This is a genomic window from Streptomyces sp. NPDC033221 (assembly GCF_055577005.1).
In genome coordinates this window covers 67,599-82,853 of the sequence record NZ_JBVIQN010000006.1, presented here as the reverse complement: position 1 = coordinate 82,853, position 15,255 = coordinate 67,599, and the positions used below count along the sequence as shown (strand labels likewise).

Annotated in this window: 14 protein-coding genes and 1 riboswitch; of the genes, 5 read left to right on the top strand and 9 right to left on the bottom strand. The window is 72.2% G+C overall.

Translation table 11 applies throughout. From position 1 onward, the window contains the following. The gene (ribD, locus tag ACZ53K_RS09885; protein WP_468833538.1) at window positions 1-1,137 is read right to left on the bottom strand and encodes a bifunctional diaminohydroxyphosphoribosylaminopyrimidine deaminase/5-amino-6-(5-phosphoribosylamino)uracil reductase RibD; all 1,137 of its coding nucleotides are present in this window, start codon (window positions 1,135-1,137) and stop codon (window positions 1-3) included. A gap of 154 nt (window positions 1,138-1,291) precedes the next feature. Next, a riboswitch (FMN riboswitch) is annotated at window positions 1,292-1,422 on the bottom strand. A 144-nt stretch (window positions 1,423-1,566) separates the two neighbouring features. Between ribD and ACZ53K_RS09880 the strand changes: the two genes are divergently transcribed. Beyond that, on the top strand, window positions 1,567-2,361 hold the full coding sequence (locus ACZ53K_RS09880) for an SDR family oxidoreductase (protein ID WP_468833535.1): 795 nt from the start codon (window positions 1,567-1,569) through the stop codon (window positions 2,359-2,361). A gap of 39 nt (window positions 2,362-2,400) precedes the next feature. Here ACZ53K_RS09880 and ACZ53K_RS09875 read toward each other — a convergent pair whose 3' ends face one another. Then, window positions 2,401-3,675 (bottom strand): ROK family transcriptional regulator, encoded by a 1,275-nt coding sequence (locus ACZ53K_RS09875; RefSeq protein WP_468833533.1) that lies wholly within the window; start codon window positions 3,673-3,675, stop codon window positions 2,401-2,403. A 99-nt stretch (window positions 3,676-3,774) separates the two neighbouring features. Between ACZ53K_RS09875 and ACZ53K_RS09870 the strand changes: the two genes are divergently transcribed. Next, window positions 3,775-5,037, top strand: a complete 1,263-nt coding sequence (locus ACZ53K_RS09870; protein ID WP_468833531.1) for an MFS transporter — start codon at window positions 3,775-3,777, stop codon at window positions 5,035-5,037. Window positions 5,038-5,047: 10 nt separating this feature from the next. Here the strand turns inward: ACZ53K_RS09870 and ACZ53K_RS09865 are convergent, their stop codons facing one another. Then, complete coding sequence (locus ACZ53K_RS09865; protein WP_468833528.1) at window positions 5,048-5,518, bottom strand: acyl-CoA thioesterase; 471 nt, start codon at window positions 5,516-5,518, stop codon at window positions 5,048-5,050. A gap of 236 nt (window positions 5,519-5,754) precedes the next feature. On the opposite strand from ACZ53K_RS09865, the gene ACZ53K_RS09860 reads away from it, so the two are divergent. Beyond that, window positions 5,755-7,194, top strand: a complete 1,440-nt coding sequence (locus ACZ53K_RS09860; RefSeq protein WP_468833527.1) for a uracil-xanthine permease family protein — start codon at window positions 5,755-5,757, stop codon at window positions 7,192-7,194. Between the two features lie 9 nt (window positions 7,195-7,203). On the opposite strand, the gene ACZ53K_RS09855 is transcribed toward ACZ53K_RS09860, so the two are convergent. Beyond that, the gene (locus ACZ53K_RS09855; protein ID WP_468833525.1) at window positions 7,204-7,656 is read right to left on the bottom strand and encodes a phospholipase; all 453 of its coding nucleotides are present in this window, start codon (window positions 7,654-7,656) and stop codon (window positions 7,204-7,206) included. Window positions 7,657-7,870: 214 nt separating this feature from the next. On the opposite strand from ACZ53K_RS09855, the gene ACZ53K_RS09850 reads away from it, so the two are divergent. Continuing rightward, window positions 7,871-8,629 (top strand): DUF5995 family protein, encoded by a 759-nt coding sequence (locus ACZ53K_RS09850; protein WP_468833522.1) that lies wholly within the window; start codon window positions 7,871-7,873, stop codon window positions 8,627-8,629. Window positions 8,630-8,705: 76 nt separating this feature from the next. Here the strand turns inward: ACZ53K_RS09850 and ACZ53K_RS09845 are convergent, their stop codons facing one another. From ACZ53K_RS09845 to ACZ53K_RS09825, 5 genes are all read right to left on the bottom strand, one after another. Beyond that, window positions 8,706-10,391, bottom strand: a complete 1,686-nt coding sequence (locus ACZ53K_RS09845) for a flavin monoamine oxidase family protein (RefSeq protein ID WP_468833520.1) — start codon at window positions 10,389-10,391, stop codon at window positions 8,706-8,708. 109 nt (window positions 10,392-10,500) lie between these two features. Further along, complete coding sequence (locus tag ACZ53K_RS09840; protein WP_468833517.1) at window positions 10,501-11,298, bottom strand: carbon-nitrogen hydrolase family protein; 798 nt, start codon at window positions 11,296-11,298, stop codon at window positions 10,501-10,503. A 457-nt stretch (window positions 11,299-11,755) separates the two neighbouring features. Continuing rightward, on the bottom strand, window positions 11,756-12,991 hold the full coding sequence (locus ACZ53K_RS09835; RefSeq protein ID WP_468833994.1) for a serine hydrolase domain-containing protein: 1,236 nt from the start codon (window positions 12,989-12,991) through the stop codon (window positions 11,756-11,758). A gap of 152 nt (window positions 12,992-13,143) precedes the next feature. Further along, a complete protein-coding gene (locus ACZ53K_RS09830) occupies window positions 13,144-13,533 on the bottom strand; it encodes a DUF1048 domain-containing protein (protein ID WP_468833515.1) in 390 nt (129 codons plus the stop codon). A 2-nt stretch (window positions 13,534-13,535) separates the two neighbouring features. Further along, window positions 13,536-13,865 (bottom strand): PadR family transcriptional regulator, encoded by a 330-nt coding sequence (locus ACZ53K_RS09825; RefSeq protein ID WP_468833513.1) that lies wholly within the window; start codon window positions 13,863-13,865, stop codon window positions 13,536-13,538. Window positions 13,866-14,156: 291 nt separating this feature from the next. On the opposite strand from ACZ53K_RS09825, the gene ACZ53K_RS09820 reads away from it, so the two are divergent. Then, the gene (locus tag ACZ53K_RS09820) at window positions 14,157-15,161 is read left to right on the top strand and encodes a YdcF family protein (protein WP_468833511.1); all 1,005 of its coding nucleotides are present in this window, start codon (window positions 14,157-14,159) and stop codon (window positions 15,159-15,161) included. Window positions 15,162-15,255: the final 94 nt, after the last annotated feature.

Here is a 15,255-nt window from a genome sequence, read left to right as displayed (position 1 = left end):
TCAGTTCTCCTCGTTCAAGGGGGGCAGGGTGTGGCGGGCTGGGGTGGCGGTGATGCGCAGGTCGGGGCCGAGCCGGACGGTGTCGGTCACCTCCAGGCGCAACGCCTGGTCGATCGTGGCGATTCCGGCGTCGCCGAGGGCGGCGGGACCGGCGCCGAGCAGGACGGGCGCGAGGTAGCCGACGACCTTGTCGACGGCGCGCGCGGCGAGGAAGGCCCCGGCCAGGGTCGGGCCGCCCTCCAGGAGCACCGACCGGACGTCACGCTCGTACAGGGCGTCGAGCAGGGCGGGCAGGTGCACCCCGGTGCCGCCCGCGCCGCGCGGCAGCCGGACGATCGGGGCGAGGCCTTCGAGGTGGCCGGCGTCGGCGTCCTCGGCGACCGCGATCAGGGTGGGCGCGGTGCCGTCCAGGACGCGGGCGCCGGGCTTGACGACGGCGGCGCCGGTGTCGACGACGACCCGCAGCGGCTGGCTGATCTCGGTGTCGGCCAGGCCCGCGACGCGCGCCCCGAGGTGCGGGTCGTCGGCGCGGGCGGTACCGGACCCAACGATCACCGCGTCGGCCTGGGCGCGCAGCCGGTGCACGTCGGCGCGGGACTCGGCCGAGGTGATCCAGCGGCTGGAGCCGTCGGCGGCGGCGATCCGGCCGTCGAGCGTGGCGGCGTACTTCCACAGGACGAAGGGGCGGCGGCGCAGTACGGCGGTCAGCCACGCCTCGTTGCCGGCGGCGGCCTCGTCGGCGAGCAGGCCGCCCTCGACCTCGACGCCGGCCGCCGCGAGGGTGGTGGAGCCGCCGGTGGCGTCGGGGGTCGGGTCCGGGACGGCGTAGTACACCCGGGCGACGCCCGCCTCGATGAGGGCCTGGGCACAGGGGCCGGTGCGACCGGTGTGGTTACAGGGCTCCAGTGTGACGAAGGCAGTACCGCCTCTGGCCCGCTCACCCGCCTCCCGCAGCGCGTTGACCTCGGCGTGCGGACCGCCGGCCCGCTCGTGCCAGCCCTCCCCCACGACACGGCCCGCGGCGTCCAGGACGACGCAGCCGACGACGGGATTGGGGCTGGTGTGCCCGAGTCCGCGGGCGGCAAGCTGGATGGCTCGGCGCATCGCCGCGGTCTGCGCGGGGGCTGGGATGGCCACCGGGTCCTCCTGCCACTCAGGGCACGGACTCCGGGGCTGTCACCAGGGACAGGAAAAACGGGAACGGGACAACGGGGACACCGAGGCCGGAGAGGAGATCGCCTTTCGTGAATACGAGGACGACCGCCGGCGGCGGTGTACCGCTGCTCGCCCGCCGCGCACTGCCTCCCATCCGGACTTTAACCGTCGGTGCAGGAATTCCACCTGCTCAACCGGCCGCTGGAGGCGGCCGGGTCGCGGACTATTACCGCCGGTTCGGACTTTCACCGACCCCGGAGTGCGCTGCGTATGTCAATTCAGTACGGCTTCAGTCTGCCACGTCTGATCGTCGGCCATGCGGGCGGCGAGCTGTGGAGTGGCTCACAAGGGGCGGCGCCGGTGTCACACTCCGGCCCGCCGCCCCGTCCCCTACCCCGAGGACTGATCGCGATGACAACGATTTTGGTGACCGGCGGCACCGGCACGCTCGGCCGGGCCCTGGTCGACCGGCTGCTCACCGCCGGCCACGACGTACGCAGCCTCAGCCGCCACCCGCACACCGGCACCGAACGGCCCCGGCTGCGCTCCTACGCGGTCGACCTGCGCGACGGCACGGGCCTGGCCGCGGCGGTGGCGGGCGTGGAGACCGTGGTGCACTGCGCCTCCGCGCCGACCGGTGACACCGAGGCGGCCGGCCGGCTCGTCGAGGCGGCGCGGACGGCCGGGGTACGGCATCTGGTCTACATCTCCATCGTCGGTGTGGACCGTATCCCGCTGGGCTACTACCGGACGAAGCTCGATGTGGAACGGCTGGTCGCGGACTCCGGGATCGGCTGGACCGTGCTGCGCACCACGCAGTTCCACGACCTGGTGCTGCGGCTGGTCAAGGCCGGGGCGCGGCTGCCGGTGCTGCCGGTGCCGGCCGGTGTCCGGATTCAGCCGGTGGATGTGCGCGAGGTCGCCGACCGGCTGGCCGAGCTGGCGTCCGGCGAGCCGGCGGGCCGGGTGGCGGACCTGGGCGGCCCCGAGGCCCGCAGCGCCCTTGATCTCGTACGGGACACCCTGCGGGCCGGCGGGCGGCGGCGGGTGGTGGTACCGCTGTGGCTGCCGGGCGGGATGTTCGGCGCGCTGCGGCGGGGCGAGAACCTGACACTGCGGCACGCGGACGGCACGGTGGGGTACGCGGACTTCCTGGCGGAGCGGAGCGGTGCCGCGGCCGGACGGCAGACCGCGGACGCCCGGTAGCCCGGTAGCCCGGTAGCCCGGTAGCCCCGAGAGCGTCTTTCAGGCCGCGGGTCCGAACAGGTCGTCCTGGGCCGCGTCCATCGCCGCGAGCACCGCGCCGCGCAGCACCGCTCGCCCGCCGACCGTCCCCGCCCGTACCTCGGTACGCAGCGGGGACATCCGCGCGAGGCGCTCCGCTACCCGGGCGGCCAGCGCGTCACCGCCCGCGCGGCCGGTCTCGCCGCCGAGCACGACACAGCCGGGGTCCAGCACGGCGCAGACGGCGGCGGCGCCGATGGCGACCCGGGCGGCCAGCGCGTCGAGGAAGGCGGCACCGGCCTCGCCCGCCTCGACGGCGGCGCGCACCAGCGCTTCGGCCGCCGGGGCGCCGGCCCCGTCCGCGTTACCGGTGCCGGTCCCGCCCTCCCCCGGACCCGCCTCGATCCCGCACTCGGCGGCCAGTCGGCACACCGCCGCCGACCCCGCCAGCGAGTGGAAGCCGCCGTCGCACCCCGCGGCCGTGGGCAGCGTGCCCGTGCCCGGTACGGGCAGGAAGCCGATCTCGCCGGTGCCGCCCGAGGCGCCGCGGCGCAGCCGGCCGTCCAGGACGACGGCGGCGCCGGTGCCGTGGCCCAGCCAGAGCAGGACGAAGGTGTCGCGGTCGCGCGCGGCGCCGTCCCGCTGCTCGGCGATGGCGGCGAGGTTGACCTCGTTCTCCAGCAGGACCGGTGCGGCGGGCCGGTCGCCGAACGCCGTGACGAGCGCGGCGTGCCAGGCGGGCACCCATTCCGTACCGCCGAACCGCCCGGTGGCCGGGTCGACCAGGCCGGGCGCGCCGACCGCGACGACGTGCGGCCGGGCGGCTCCGGCCTCGCCGAGCAGCTTCTCCAGGGTGGCCACGCCGTGCCCCGCGGCCTGTCCGGGGTCGGCGTCCGGGCCGACCGGGACGGCCGCCTCGGCCAGTACCCGGCCGAGCAGGTCGGCGACCGCGAGGGTGGCGCTGTGGGTGCGCAGGTCCACCGCGGCGAGGTGGGCGCGGCCGGCGACGATGCCGTACAGCCGCGCGTTGGGCCCGCGCCGCCGGGCGCCCGACTCGCCGACCACCGCGATCAGCCCGGCGCTCTGGAGGCGTTCGACGAGGTCGGCGACGGTGGGCCGGGACAGGCCGGTGCCCGCCTTCAGTTCACCGGCGGTCAGTGGCCCTTCGGCCTGGAGGAGCCGGAGGGCCAGGCGGTCGTTGATGGCGCGCGCGGTGCTCGGTGAGGCGGTACGCGGGGTGGTGCGGGTGGCGGCCGGGGCGGTACGGCCGGGGGCGGCTCCGCGCGTCTCATCCATGCCCGGATCCTTCCAGACCCCCTGGTGTGGAGGTCGCTGCGTGGGGGGGCCGAGGTAATTCCCTTATTATCAGGCAGGCTCCCTGATAGTTTGCCGCCCATGGATGGCACAGGCGTTCCCGACGCGGCTCCCCCACCCGCACCAACCCCCGAGCAGCCCCGAGAACAGCGCTTCTCCCCGGCCCGGCTGCGCCGCGCCCGCTGGTCCGTCGCGCTGGTCTTCCTCGTCCACGGCTCGGTGACCGGCGGCTTCGCCACCCGCGTCCCCTGGATCCAGGAGCACGTCCAGATCGGCGCGGGACAGCTGGGCCTCGCACTCGCCTTCCCCGCGATCGGCGCGTCCCTCGCGATGCCGCTGGCCGGCCGGATCAGCCATCGCCTCGGCGCCCGCGCCGCGCTGCGCGCGCTGCTCGCCCTGTGGACGCTCTCGCTCGCGCTGCCCGCCCTCTCCCCCAACCTGTACGGGCTGTGCGGCGCCCTGCTGGTGTACGGCGCCACCGCGGGGATGGCGGACGTGGCGATGAACGCGCTGGGGGTGGAGACCGAGGACCGGCTCGGCAAACCGATCATGTCGGGACTGCACGGCATGTGGAGCGTGGGCGCCCTGCTCGGCTCGGCAGCCGGCACCGCGGCGGCGCACGCCGGCACCGACGCCCGGCTCCACCTGGCGGTCGCCGCCGCCGTGTCGACCGTCCTGGGCGCCCTCGCCTGCCGGGGCGTGCTGGATCTGCGCAGCACACCCGACGAGCACCCGCCGCCGCGCTTCGCGCTGCCCCCGAAGTCCGCGCTGATCATCGGCGCGGTCGGGTTCTGCGCGGTCTTCGCGGAGGGCGCCAGCCTGGACTGGTCGGCGGTCTATCTGCGCGATGTGCTGGGCACCGACGCGGGCCTGGCGGCCGCCTCGACCACTGCCTTCTCGTGCACCATGGCGGTCGCCCGGCTGGCGGGCGACCGGGTGGTGGCCCGCTTCGGGCCGGTGCGCACCGTGCGGGCCGGCGGGGTGCTGGCGACGGCGGGCGGCGTGCTGATCGTGCTGGCCCGGCATCCGGCCATGGCGCTGGCGGGCTTCGCGCTGATCGGCCTGGGCATCGCCGTGGTGGTGCCGCTGGCGTTCGCGGCGGCGGGGCGCAGCGGCCCGGCGCCCAGCCAGGCCATCGCGGGCGTCGCCACCATCACGTACACCTCGGGGCTGATCGCCCCGTCCGCCATCGGCTCGATCGCCCAGGCGACCTCACTGACCGGCTCGTTCCTGCTGGTCACGGCGCTGGCCTGCGGGCTGGTCCTGGGCGCCGGGGTGCTGCGGGTACGGGGCCGCGGCGCCGCGGGACGCGAGGCGGTACCGGCCGGCGGCCTGGAACGGTGAGCGGAAGGGCTCAGGCGGCCTGCGCCTCCGGGTGCAGCAGCTCGGTCGCTATCTCCCGCGCGTGGTCCGACCAGGGGGTGGGCCGCAGCGCCTGCGGGTCGACGCGCACCAGGACGCGGTGGCCGCGCGCGTAGGTCCGCTCGCCGTCGGCGGAGCAGAGCCGGAAGCCGTACGTCAGGCCGGTGCGGCCCAGGCGCTCGACCCACAGGTGGGCGGCGTAGTAGCCGGGCCGGGTGACCGGCTGCTCGTAGGAGACCTTCATCTCCTTGATGACGTTGCACATGTCGCCGGCCGCCGCCCAGTCGCCGTCGAAGCCGTAGCCGCGGCCGTGCCAGAACTCGGCCCAGGCGCGCTCGACGAGCAGCGGATAGCGCGAGTTGTGGAGCATGCCGAGCGCGTCGAGGTCGTCGAAGTGCACGGTGACGGGGACCAGCTGTCCGTACGGGACGGCGGGGGCGGCCTCAAGGGCTTCGACGCTCACGGGTTGGTGCTCCTGGTTCTGCTGCGGGCGCTGCCCGATGCTGTTGACTGTTCAAGAAGTGAACACGGCCATCGTAAGCGGCTGCTTAAAATGCTCCGGCCGCCGGGGCGGGGAGCACCACACCACGGGCCGCCCGGTCCGGCCGCCCGAGCCGGCCTTATGCCGTCTTAACATGGCCCGGCCGGCGCCCCGCCCGGCCGACCCCCCTGTGACATATGTGGAGAAGTGGAGCACTCATGGGCCTCGGTGTGCGCTGGACCGTGCACGGCGACGGGCGCACCCCCGCCCCCGGAGCCGTCGTCAGACCGGACGAACGGCTGTCCTGGCCGCGTACCGCCGGTCTCGGCGCGCAGCACGTGGTCGCCATGTTCGGCGCCAGTTTCGTCTCGCCGGTCCTCATGGGGCTGGACCCCAACCTCGCCATCATGATGTCGGGTGTCGCGACCGTCATCTTCCTGCTGGCGACGCGCGGCCGGGTGCCGTCCTACCTCGGCTGCTCGCTCTCCTTCGTCGGTGTCGCCGCCGTGATCCGCGCGCAGGGCGGCACCAGCGCCACCGTGACCGGCGCGGTCCTCGTCGTCGGCGTCGTGCTCTTCCTGGTCGGCGTGGCGGTGCAGCGGTTCGGCGCGCGCATCATCCACGCGGCGATGCCGCCGGTGGTCACCGGCGCGGTCGTCATGCTCATCGGCTTCAACCTGGCGCCGGTGACGGCGAGCACGTACTGGCCGCAGGACCAGTGGGCGGCGCTGCTGACCATGCTCTTCACCGGGCTGGCCGTGGTCTGTCTGCGCGGCTTCTGGTCGCGCGTCGCGATCTTCCTCGGTCTGGTTTTCGGGTACGGCCTCTCCTGGCTCCTCGACCTGGTCTTCGGCAAGATCCACTCGGTGAACGGCGCCGGGCAGCTCACCGACCACTGGCGGCTGGACCTGTCGGGCGTCGGCAAGGCCGAGTGGATCGGCCTGCCGTCCTTCCACGCGCCGTCCTTCCAGTGGTCCGCGATCCTGGTCGCGCTGCCGGTGGTGATCGCGCTGGTCGCCGAGAACGCCGGGCACGTCAAGGCGGTCGGCGAGATGACCGGCGACCCGCTCGACGACAAGCTGGGCACCGCGATCTCCGCCGACGGCGTCGGCTCGGTGCTCTCCACCGCGCTCGGCGGCCCGCCCAACACCACGTACTCGGAGAACATCGGCGTGATGGCGGCGACCCGCGTCTACTCCACGGCGGCCTACTGGGCGGCGGCCGGTTTCGCGCTGCTCTTCGGCCTGTGCCCGAAGTTCGGCGCGGTGGTGGCCGCCATCCCCGGCGGTGTGCTGGGCGGCATCACCGTCATCCTGTACGGCATGATCGGCCTGCTCGGCGCGCAGATCTGGGTGCACAACAAGGTGGACCTGCGCAATCCGCTGAACCTGGTGCCGGTCGCCGCGGGCGTCATCATCGGCATCGGCGGTGTCAGCCTGAAGGTCAGCGAGAACTTCGAGCTGGGCGGCATCGCGCTCGGCACGATCGTGGTGCTCTCCGGCTACCACGTGCTGCGCGCGCTGGCCCCCGCCCACCTGAAGGAGCAGGGACCGCTGCTCGACGAGGGGACCAGCGCGTACGACGCGGACACGGAGCCCCGAGAGCCGTCGGCCCCGGAGAATCCGCAGAGCCTGGAGAAGCCGAAGCCGACGGAGTGAGGCCCCGGATCAGCCGAGCTTCTTGACCGCCTCGTAGTACGTCCACGCGAGCGCGCTGCACGAAGCCTTCTTCGCACCGCCGTACCCGGCGCAGACCCGCTTGAGGTCCTCGTACAGCGCGCTGTCCAGGCGCGGCTTGTTCGCCGGGAAGGTGCCGGCCTTCTTGTAGTTGCGGTAGCCGAAGTCATGGCGCGCGCAGGAGGTTTCGAAGGGGAAGCCGAACGGGTTGTCGGGCGACTTGGAACAGTAATCGGTGCTCCAGTCGAACGCGTACGCCGCCCACTTCCCCTGCTGGCCGCGGGCCGCGACCCAGCTGCCGTAGCTGCCCGCGCCGGCCTGGGTCCAGCCGGCCAGCACCTTGGACTTGTCGGCGGGCACGGCCTGCGCCGGGGCGGCGGCGGCCAGCAGCGCGGTCACGGTCAGGGCCGAGGCGGACAGGGCTGCGGCGAGTCTTCGGGACATCTTCAACCTCCGGGGTGTGGCCGCCCCTTGGCAGGCGGACCACTTCGTTGAAGGCCGAAAATAATCAGTCCGGACGAGCGCCGGTGGGGTTTTGGCTGAACAGTGATCGTCGGACCGGCGCCGTACGGGCAAGAGGACGCCGCGGATTACCCCGATCCGGTCATGGACCACCGGGCCGCCTCTGCGGTACGTGCCCGGCTGTCACGCTGTGCGCATGACGACGACTCAGCGGGCCCCCGGCGGCCCTGCGGCGAAGACGGCCGCGCCCCCGGCCCGGCCGGTCACGCCGGTCCCGCACGCCTGCGCGCCCCCGTCCTCGGTGACCGCAGCCCTCGCGCGGATGCGCGTGCTGGAGGCCACCCTCCCGCCCGCCGACGGCATCGCGGTCTTCAACCGGGTGTACCTGTCCGTCACCGAGGAGATCGCTCGGCGCCTCGGCACCGGCGGCTTCCAGGACCCGATGGCGGCGGGCGAGCTGGACGCGGTCTTCGCCCGGCGCTACCTCGCCGCAGTGGACGCGGCCGGCGCCGGCCTGACCGTGCCGGCTTGCTGGCGCCCGGTGTTCCAGCTGCGCCGGCACCCCGGCGTGCGGCCGCTGCAGTTCGCGCTGGCGGGGATCAACGCCCACATCGGGCACGACCTGGCGCTGGCCGTCGTGGACACCTGCCGCGCCCTGGACTGCGAACCGGCCGCGCTGGCGGCGGATTTCGACCGCGTCGGCGATCTCCTCGCGGGCCTGGAGGAACGCATCCGGGAGAGCCTGATGCCCGGCCCCGACCTGCTGGACGTCGCCGATCCGCTCACCCACCTCGCCGGTTCCTGGAGCCTGGAGATGGCCCGGGACGGCGCGTGGGCGGCGGCGCGGGTGCTGTGGAGCCTGCGCGGGCTGCCCGAGACGGCGCAGGAGTTCGCCGAGCGGCTCGGGTCGGGCGTGGGCCTGGTGGGCCGCTGCCTGCTGACGCCGCTGGGCTGACGGGGGCCGCGTACGGGCCGGGACCGCGTACGAAACGCCGTACGCGGCCCCTTGCCGCAAGCGGCTCCGCCGGTTCTCAGTCCTCCGGCAGCTCGACCGGCGCGATCTCGTCGTACAGGTCGCCCGGGCCCGGGTTGGCCGCGTCCGTGCTGCCGCCGAACTGCGTCATCACGCCCCAGACCGCGTTCAGCGCGGTCTGTACGGCGCCCTCGGCCCAGCCCGCCGTCCAGGAGATGTCGTCACCGGCGAGGAAGAGACCGCGCTTGTCCTCGGGCAGCCGGTCCTGCATGAAGTGGGTGAACAGACGCCGCTGGTAGCGGTAGTGGCCCGGCAGGTTGGCCTTGAACGCGCCCATGAAGTACGGCTCGTTCTCCCAGGAGACGGTCACCGGGTTGCCGATGATGTGCTTCCGGATATCGACCTTCGGGTAGATCTCCGAGAGCGACTTGAGCATGACCTCCATACGGTCGTTGGCGTTCAGCGGCAGCCACTTCAGGCTGTCGTCGCACCAGGTGTAGGAGAGGCAGATGACGGCCGGCTTGTCCGGGCCGTCATCGAGCAGGTAGGTGCCGCGGGTCATCCGGTCGGTGAGCGTCATGCTCATCACGTCCCGCCCCGTGTCCTCATCCTTGTCCAGCCAGAACGGCCGGTCCACCGGCACGAACAGCTTGGAGGACTCCATGTAGTGGGTGCGCTCCATCGCCGTCCAGTGGTCGATGGGGAACAGCGCGTCGTCACAGGCGATCTTCGACAGCAGCATCCACGACTGCGCGGTGAACACGGCCGCCTCGTACGTACGGATGTCGCCGCTCGCGTCGGTGACGGTGATCCGGTTGCCCGCCGTGCGGTGCAGCCGGGTGACCGCCGGGCGCGGCGTGCCGTCGTGCAGGGCGGACAGCGAGGTGCCCGGCGCCCAGTGGATGATCTTCTCCGGCTCGCGCTCCCACAGGCGCAGCGGGAGCTGCTGGCTGCCGCCGACGATGCCGCGGTGGTGGTCGTCGGCCTCGGTGTAGACGACGCGCAGGATCTCCAGGATGGAGTTGGGGAAGTCGGTGTCCCAGCCGCCGGTGCCGAAGCCGACCTGGCCGAAGATCTCGCGGTGCCGGAAGGACGTGAAGGCGCTGGAGTCGCAGAGGTAACCGTAGAAGGTCTGGTTGTCGAGCTTCTCGACGAGCCGTCCCCAGATCTCCCGGATGCGCGGCACGTCGCGCTCGCGGATGGCGCGGTTCATGTCGGAGAAGTCCGCGCCCTCCTCCAGGCAGGCGTTCCAGGCGTCCATGACCTGGTGGTAGACCTCGGGCAGGTCCTCGACGGTGCGCGCGTAGTGCGACTCGCCCTTGAGGTCGACGACGGTCGACGGGGTGTCGGGCGCGAGCGGGTTGGGGAACGGCTTGGTCTCCAGGCCCACCAGGTCGATGTAGTGCTGGAGGGCGGTGGAGGACGGCGGAAAGCGCATCGCGCCCATCTCCGCGGTCAGCCCGGGGTCGCAGCCCTCGAAGCCGACGGTGCGCAGCCGGCCGCCTATCTGGTCCGCCTCGTAGACAACGGGCTTGAGGCCCATCTTCATCAGCTCGTAGGCCGTGATGATGCCGGACAGGCCACCGCCGATGACGGCGACCTCCTTGCCGTGCTCGGTGGCGGGCACCTGGCCGAGCCCCGCCGGGTGGGCGAGGAAGTCGTCGTACGCGTACGGGAAGTCCGGCCCGAACATGGTGATGGGCGGCTGGGCGTCCGCGTGCTGTGCGGCGGTGGGCACGGTCATCGGTTCGGGCTCCTTGCAGGCAGGTACGTGAGGGGGGTGGGTGCGCGCGGGCAGGCGTGCGAGCGGCGCGGGGGCGCCGCTGTGGGGGTGGTTCAGGCGGGTGGCGGGGTCAGGTGAGCGAGCCGTAGAGGCCGGGGCGCCGGTCGGCGAGGTACGGGTTGTCCTCGCGCGAGCGCTTGAGGAGACCGGCGTCGACCTCGCCGAACACCATTTCCTCGCCCCGTCCGGCGCGGGCGCGTACGGTGCCGTCCGGCCCGGCCAGGCAGCTCTGGCCGACGAACTCGAAGTCGCCCTCCGGGCCGGTCCGGTTGACGTAGGCGATGTAGAGCTGGCTCTCGAAGGCCCGTACCGGCACGAGCGTCTCGGCGACGAACTGGAAGGGGTGCAGCTGGGCGGTGGGCACCAGCAGCAGGTCGGTGCCGGCCAGCGCGTGGGCGCGGACGTTCTCCGGGAACTCCACGTCATAGCAGATCATCAGGCCGACGCGCAGGCCGTCCAGATCCGCCTGGACGACCGGGGCGTCCCCCGGGGTGAACCAGTCGCGCTCGAAGCAGCCGAAGAGGTGGGTCTTGCGGTAGTTCGCCAGCGGCTGCCCGGCGGGGCCGATCAGCCGGGCCGAGATGTACACGGCCGCACCATCCCGCTCCGGATAACCGTAGAGCACTGCGATGCCGTGCTCGGCGGCTATTCGGGCCACCGTCCGGGCGGCCGGGCCGTCGACGGCCTCGGCAAGCCGGTGCAAATCCTCACCAATAGCGTAGCCGGTCAGGAACAACTCCGGGCAGACCAGCAGCCCGGCGCCACCCGCCGCCGCCTCGCGCGCCGCGTCCTCGACGGCCCGCAGGTTGTACGCGACGTCGCCGGGCCGTCCCGAACTTTGGAGCAGGGCGGTGCGCAGCGACGACATGGGACCCCTCGGAGGACACGTACGGGCGGACCGGGGCGGCCGGCGCGGGCACTGCGGCGGCCCGGCGATCGGCGGGACGCCTAGACGGTACGGTCCGCCGAACCGCCGGTACAAGGCGTCACCATTGCGTTCAGCCGGATGTTTCGTTGCGTCTTGGCCCGCCGAAACGGCGATTCATTGCGTGGTGTGGTGCGGCAGGTGACGCAGGGGCCTGTGAGGCCACGGCCGTACGCCGTGCGGGCCGGCTCCGCGCCGAAGCGGCCACGAGGTCAAGAAGGAGGACGACGACGGCGCCGTACGGGAGGGAGAAGGTGTGCGCCCTTGCCCCTGGGCCGTATGGAAGCGGGCACCAGGAGCCGGGGCACACACGGACTCGTCCGGACGTACACGGCCATGCCGGCGGCCGAGCACCTCACATGACCCGGTTTGCCGGGCCGGCCTTGACCAGGCAGGCAGATCAGTCGTCGATTGCCTGGTAGAGGGTGGTCCAGAAATCATGCATGGCCCGTGCCGAGTCCGGGGTGGACATGCCGGTCTGGGTGAGCAGGATGCCGACGAGCTGGTTCTGCGGGTCGGCATAGGTGCTGGTGCCCGCTCCGCCGTCCCAGCCGAACTGGCCGATGGGCGCGTAGTCGCCGCGGTAGGTGCGTACCGCCATTCCGAAGCCCCAGCCACCGTGTTGCCCGGTGCCGTGTGCCAGGTGGACCACGTTGCGGGCCCAGGTTTCCCGGGCTGCCATCTGCTCGGCGGTGAGGCGGTTGGTGGTCATCAGCTCGACGGCGGGCCGGGACAGGATGCGCCGGCTGCCGTGCATCCCATGGTTGAGCAGCATGCGGAAGTAGGCGTGGTAGTCATCGGCCGTCGAGTCGAGTCCGCCACCGCTGGAGGGGAATGCCGGAGGCGTGCTGTGGTGCCCGCCTTCGGCCGGGTCCTGCACGGTGAACTCGCCGGTCTGCGGGTCGGGGGCGTACAGCGGCGGCAGCCGGTGGATCTTGTCGGCGGGCACGTGGAAGGCGGTGTCCTTCATGCCCAGCGGCTCGAAGATGCGCTCGCGCAGGAACGTCTCGAAGGGCTGGCCGGTGACCCTGGCCACCAGCACCCCGAGCAGGTCGTCGCTGACGTTGTACAGCCACCGCTCTCCGGGCTGGTACATCAGCGGGAGCGTGCTCAGGCGGCGCATCCACTCATCCGGCTCCACCGCCGGCAGCAGCCATCCGTTCTCGCCGTAGACCTTCCGCTCGAAATACGCGCCCATCATCGGGGAGTCCATGGCCGTCGTGTCCAGCCCGAGCCCGCAGGTGCAGGTGAGCAGGTCCCGTACGGTGATCGGGCGTCGCGCCGGGACGGTGTCGTCCAGCGGGCTGTCGGGCTGTCTGAGGACCTTCCGGTCGGCCAGTTCCGGCAGCCACTGGTCTATCGGCTCGTCAAGCCGCAGTCGGCATTCGTCCAGCAGGACCATCGTCGCGGCAACGGCGACCGGCTTGGTGGTCGAGGCCATACGGAAGATGGTGTCGCGGCGCATCGGTGAGCCGCCGTCGTGGCGCATGGTCCCGATCGCTTCGACATGGGTTTCCTCGCCCCGGCCGACCAGGGCGACGAGGCCGGGGATCTTCTTGGACTCCACATGGGCTTCCAGTACCTCGCGCAGGCGGCGCAGCCCTGCTGCGGAGAAGCCGTTGTTGCCGTTTGCCATCATGAATTTCCTTGTACGCAGTGGTCGGTCCCGACTGCGCCGCGGGCATGCGGCGAGAGGCGGTCACGAGGGAGAACCCCGCGGCCGCGTGGCGCAGCCAGGCTGGAATTGGCGCTTGGCCCCTTTGGGGAGGGGTCCGTGCCGAGACGCGATCAGACCGTCTCGTCTTCTGCTCCGGCCGCGATACCGGCGGCGTGTTCGATGCCCTCGGCCAACTGCTTCCGGGCGCGGGCGGGTACGTAGCCGCCCTCCGAATAGTTCTGGACGAACTCGTTGACGAACTCCACCGGGTCGTCACCGACGACGTCGCGGATCGCTGTTCCGTCTGCCGCTGCCTGCTCGAACAGGTCAGCCAGGTCTTCGAACATCGCGGCGCTGCTCTCGCCGTCGGTCGGCACGAAGTGCATCAGGTACCGCTCGATCGCCTCGGTTGCCGTGCGGTGGCCCTCAGGCAGCTCCTTGACGCGGCCCTTGTATGCCCGCCAGCGCTTCTTGGGCCCGATCACCTTCATGAGGAATCCGCTCTTCTCGCCGTCGGACATGGCTACTTGCCCCCTTCGCGGAGCTGTTCCAGTCGCTCCGTGAGGAAGCTCCATGTCCTCCAGAACTCTTCGAGGTACTCCCGCCCCTCGGCGTTCAGGGAGTGCACCTTGCGCGGCGGGCCCTTCTCGGAGGACACCTTCTCCACGTCGACCAGGCCGCGCTTCTCCATCCTCAGAAGCAGCGCGTAGATGGTGCCTTCGGCAATGCCGGAGAAGCCCTGCTCCCGCAGCCGTGCGGTGATCTCGTAGCCGTACGCGGGCCGGCCGGACAGGGTCGCGAGGATGAGGCCGTCCAGCGTGCCCTTGAGCATCTCCGTCAGCAGCTTGGCCATGGGGCATCTCCTTCCCGAGGTATTCAGCGAGACTGAGTACCGGTACACCGTAACGCTGACTACCAGTACTTAGCAAGAAGGAGTAGTGAACCCGGCCGGGAGGAGCCGGGGTTTGACGACAGACAGGATCCGGTCCTCCGCACGGAAGAGGACCCTCGGTGGCGCGCCCACCGCCATCTCCGCCCTCGCCCGCGACCACGGCGTCAGCCGCGGCGCGACCGCACGGCCGTCGCCGGCTTCCTCCACCGCGAACGGCATCGAACACAAGATCGCCCTGGCTACGATGTGTTCATGCTCGCGTACGCCCTACCGGCCCTGTTCTTCGTCCTGTTCGCCTTCGGTGTGCTGCGCGACCGGCGGCGCTTCAGCAACGCCGTCTACCTCGGTCTGACCGTCGTCTTCCTGGTTCCGGCCCTGCTGATACAGGTGCAGCGGATGCCTACGGCGGCGGCCGTGGCGGTCACCGTGCTCATCCTGCTGCTGCCCACGCTCGGCGTCCTGACCCTGGGGGTCTTCCTGATCCTCAACGGCGTGAAGATGGTCCGCAAGGAAGGCCGCAGCCTGGCGAACCTGCTGTCGCTGCTGGCCGGAGTCGGGATCTTCGCGGTCATCGCGCTGCTGATCACGGCGGTCGGCACCGCGTCACGCACCCTGGTGGCGCTCGCCGGCACCACCCTGCTGGTGGTCGGCTACGTCTCCTTCCTCTTCCTGTGCTTCGTCGGCTACGCGTTCCTCTACGGGCGGCTGCGGGTGCGCCGCAATGCCGACTTCGTGGTGGTCCTGGGCTCCGGGCTGATCGGCGGCACGCGTGTACCGCCGCTGCTGGCGAGCCGGCTGGAGCGGGCCCGTGCGGTGTACGAGCGACAGGCGCGGCGCGGCAACCCGCCGATGCTGCTCGCCTCGGGCGGCCAGGGCCCCGACGAGCAGCTTCCGGAGGCGCGGGCGATGGCGGACTACCTGATCGAGCGCGGCTTCCCCGCGGACCGGATCCTGTGCGAGGAGCAGTCCAGGACCACGGAGGAGAACCTGGCGTTCAGCAAGAAGATCATGGAGCAGGCGGTGCCGGACCACCGCTGCGTGATCGTCACGAACAACTACCACGTGCTGCGCGCCGCCCTGCTGGCCCGCCGGGCCGGCGTCAACGGCCAGGTCGTCGGCGCGCCCACCGCCGCGTACTTCTGGCCGAGCGCCACCATCCGGGAGTTCGCCGCGGTCTTCCTCTCCTACAAGCTGGTCAACCTCGGCATCTGCGGGCTGATGATCCTGGGCGGCGTGCTCGCCCTGCTGAGCGGCTGACCGCGGGGCCCGCCGGGGCCGGTTCCGCTCCCCGCGGCTTCAGACCCTGTGTCATACCCCGGTCGGAGCAGCGCACGTCGTCTGGTGCACTTCG

Coding starts and splice junctions, on each gene's coding strand:
- ACZ53K_RS09830 (WP_468833515.1), bottom strand. CDS start 13,533: ATGTCCGACGGCGAGAAGAGCGGATTCCTCATGAAGGTGATCGGGCCC.
- ACZ53K_RS09820 (WP_468833511.1), top strand. CDS start 14,157: ATGCTCGCGTACGCCCTACCGGCCCTGTTCTTCGTCCTGTTCGCCTTC.
- ACZ53K_RS09825 (WP_468833513.1), bottom strand. CDS start 13,865: ATGGCCAAGCTGCTGACGGAGATGCTCAAGGGCACGCTGGACGGCCTC.
- ACZ53K_RS09855 (WP_468833525.1), bottom strand. CDS start 7,656: ATGTCCCGAAGACTCGCCGCAGCCCTGTCCGCCTCGGCCCTGACCGTG.
- ACZ53K_RS09850 (WP_468833522.1), top strand. CDS start 7,871: ATGACGACGACTCAGCGGGCCCCCGGCGGCCCTGCGGCGAAGACGGCC.
- ACZ53K_RS09880 (WP_468833535.1), top strand. CDS start 1,567: ATGACAACGATTTTGGTGACCGGCGGCACCGGCACGCTCGGCCGGGCC.
- ACZ53K_RS09840 (WP_468833517.1), bottom strand. CDS start 11,298: ATGTCGTCGCTGCGCACCGCCCTGCTCCAAAGTTCGGGACGGCCCGGC.
- ACZ53K_RS09860 (WP_468833527.1), top strand. CDS start 5,755: ATGGGCCTCGGTGTGCGCTGGACCGTGCACGGCGACGGGCGCACCCCC.
- ACZ53K_RS09835 (WP_468833994.1), bottom strand. CDS start 12,991: ATGGCAAACGGCAACAACGGCTTCTCCGCAGCAGGGCTGCGCCGCCTG.
- ACZ53K_RS09875 (WP_468833533.1), bottom strand. CDS start 3,675: ATGGATGAGACGCGCGGAGCCGCCCCCGGCCGTACCGCCCCGGCCGCC.
- ACZ53K_RS09870 (WP_468833531.1), top strand. CDS start 3,775: ATGGATGGCACAGGCGTTCCCGACGCGGCTCCCCCACCCGCACCAACC.
- ACZ53K_RS09845 (WP_468833520.1), bottom strand. CDS start 10,391: ATGACCGTGCCCACCGCCGCACAGCACGCGGACGCCCAGCCGCCCATC.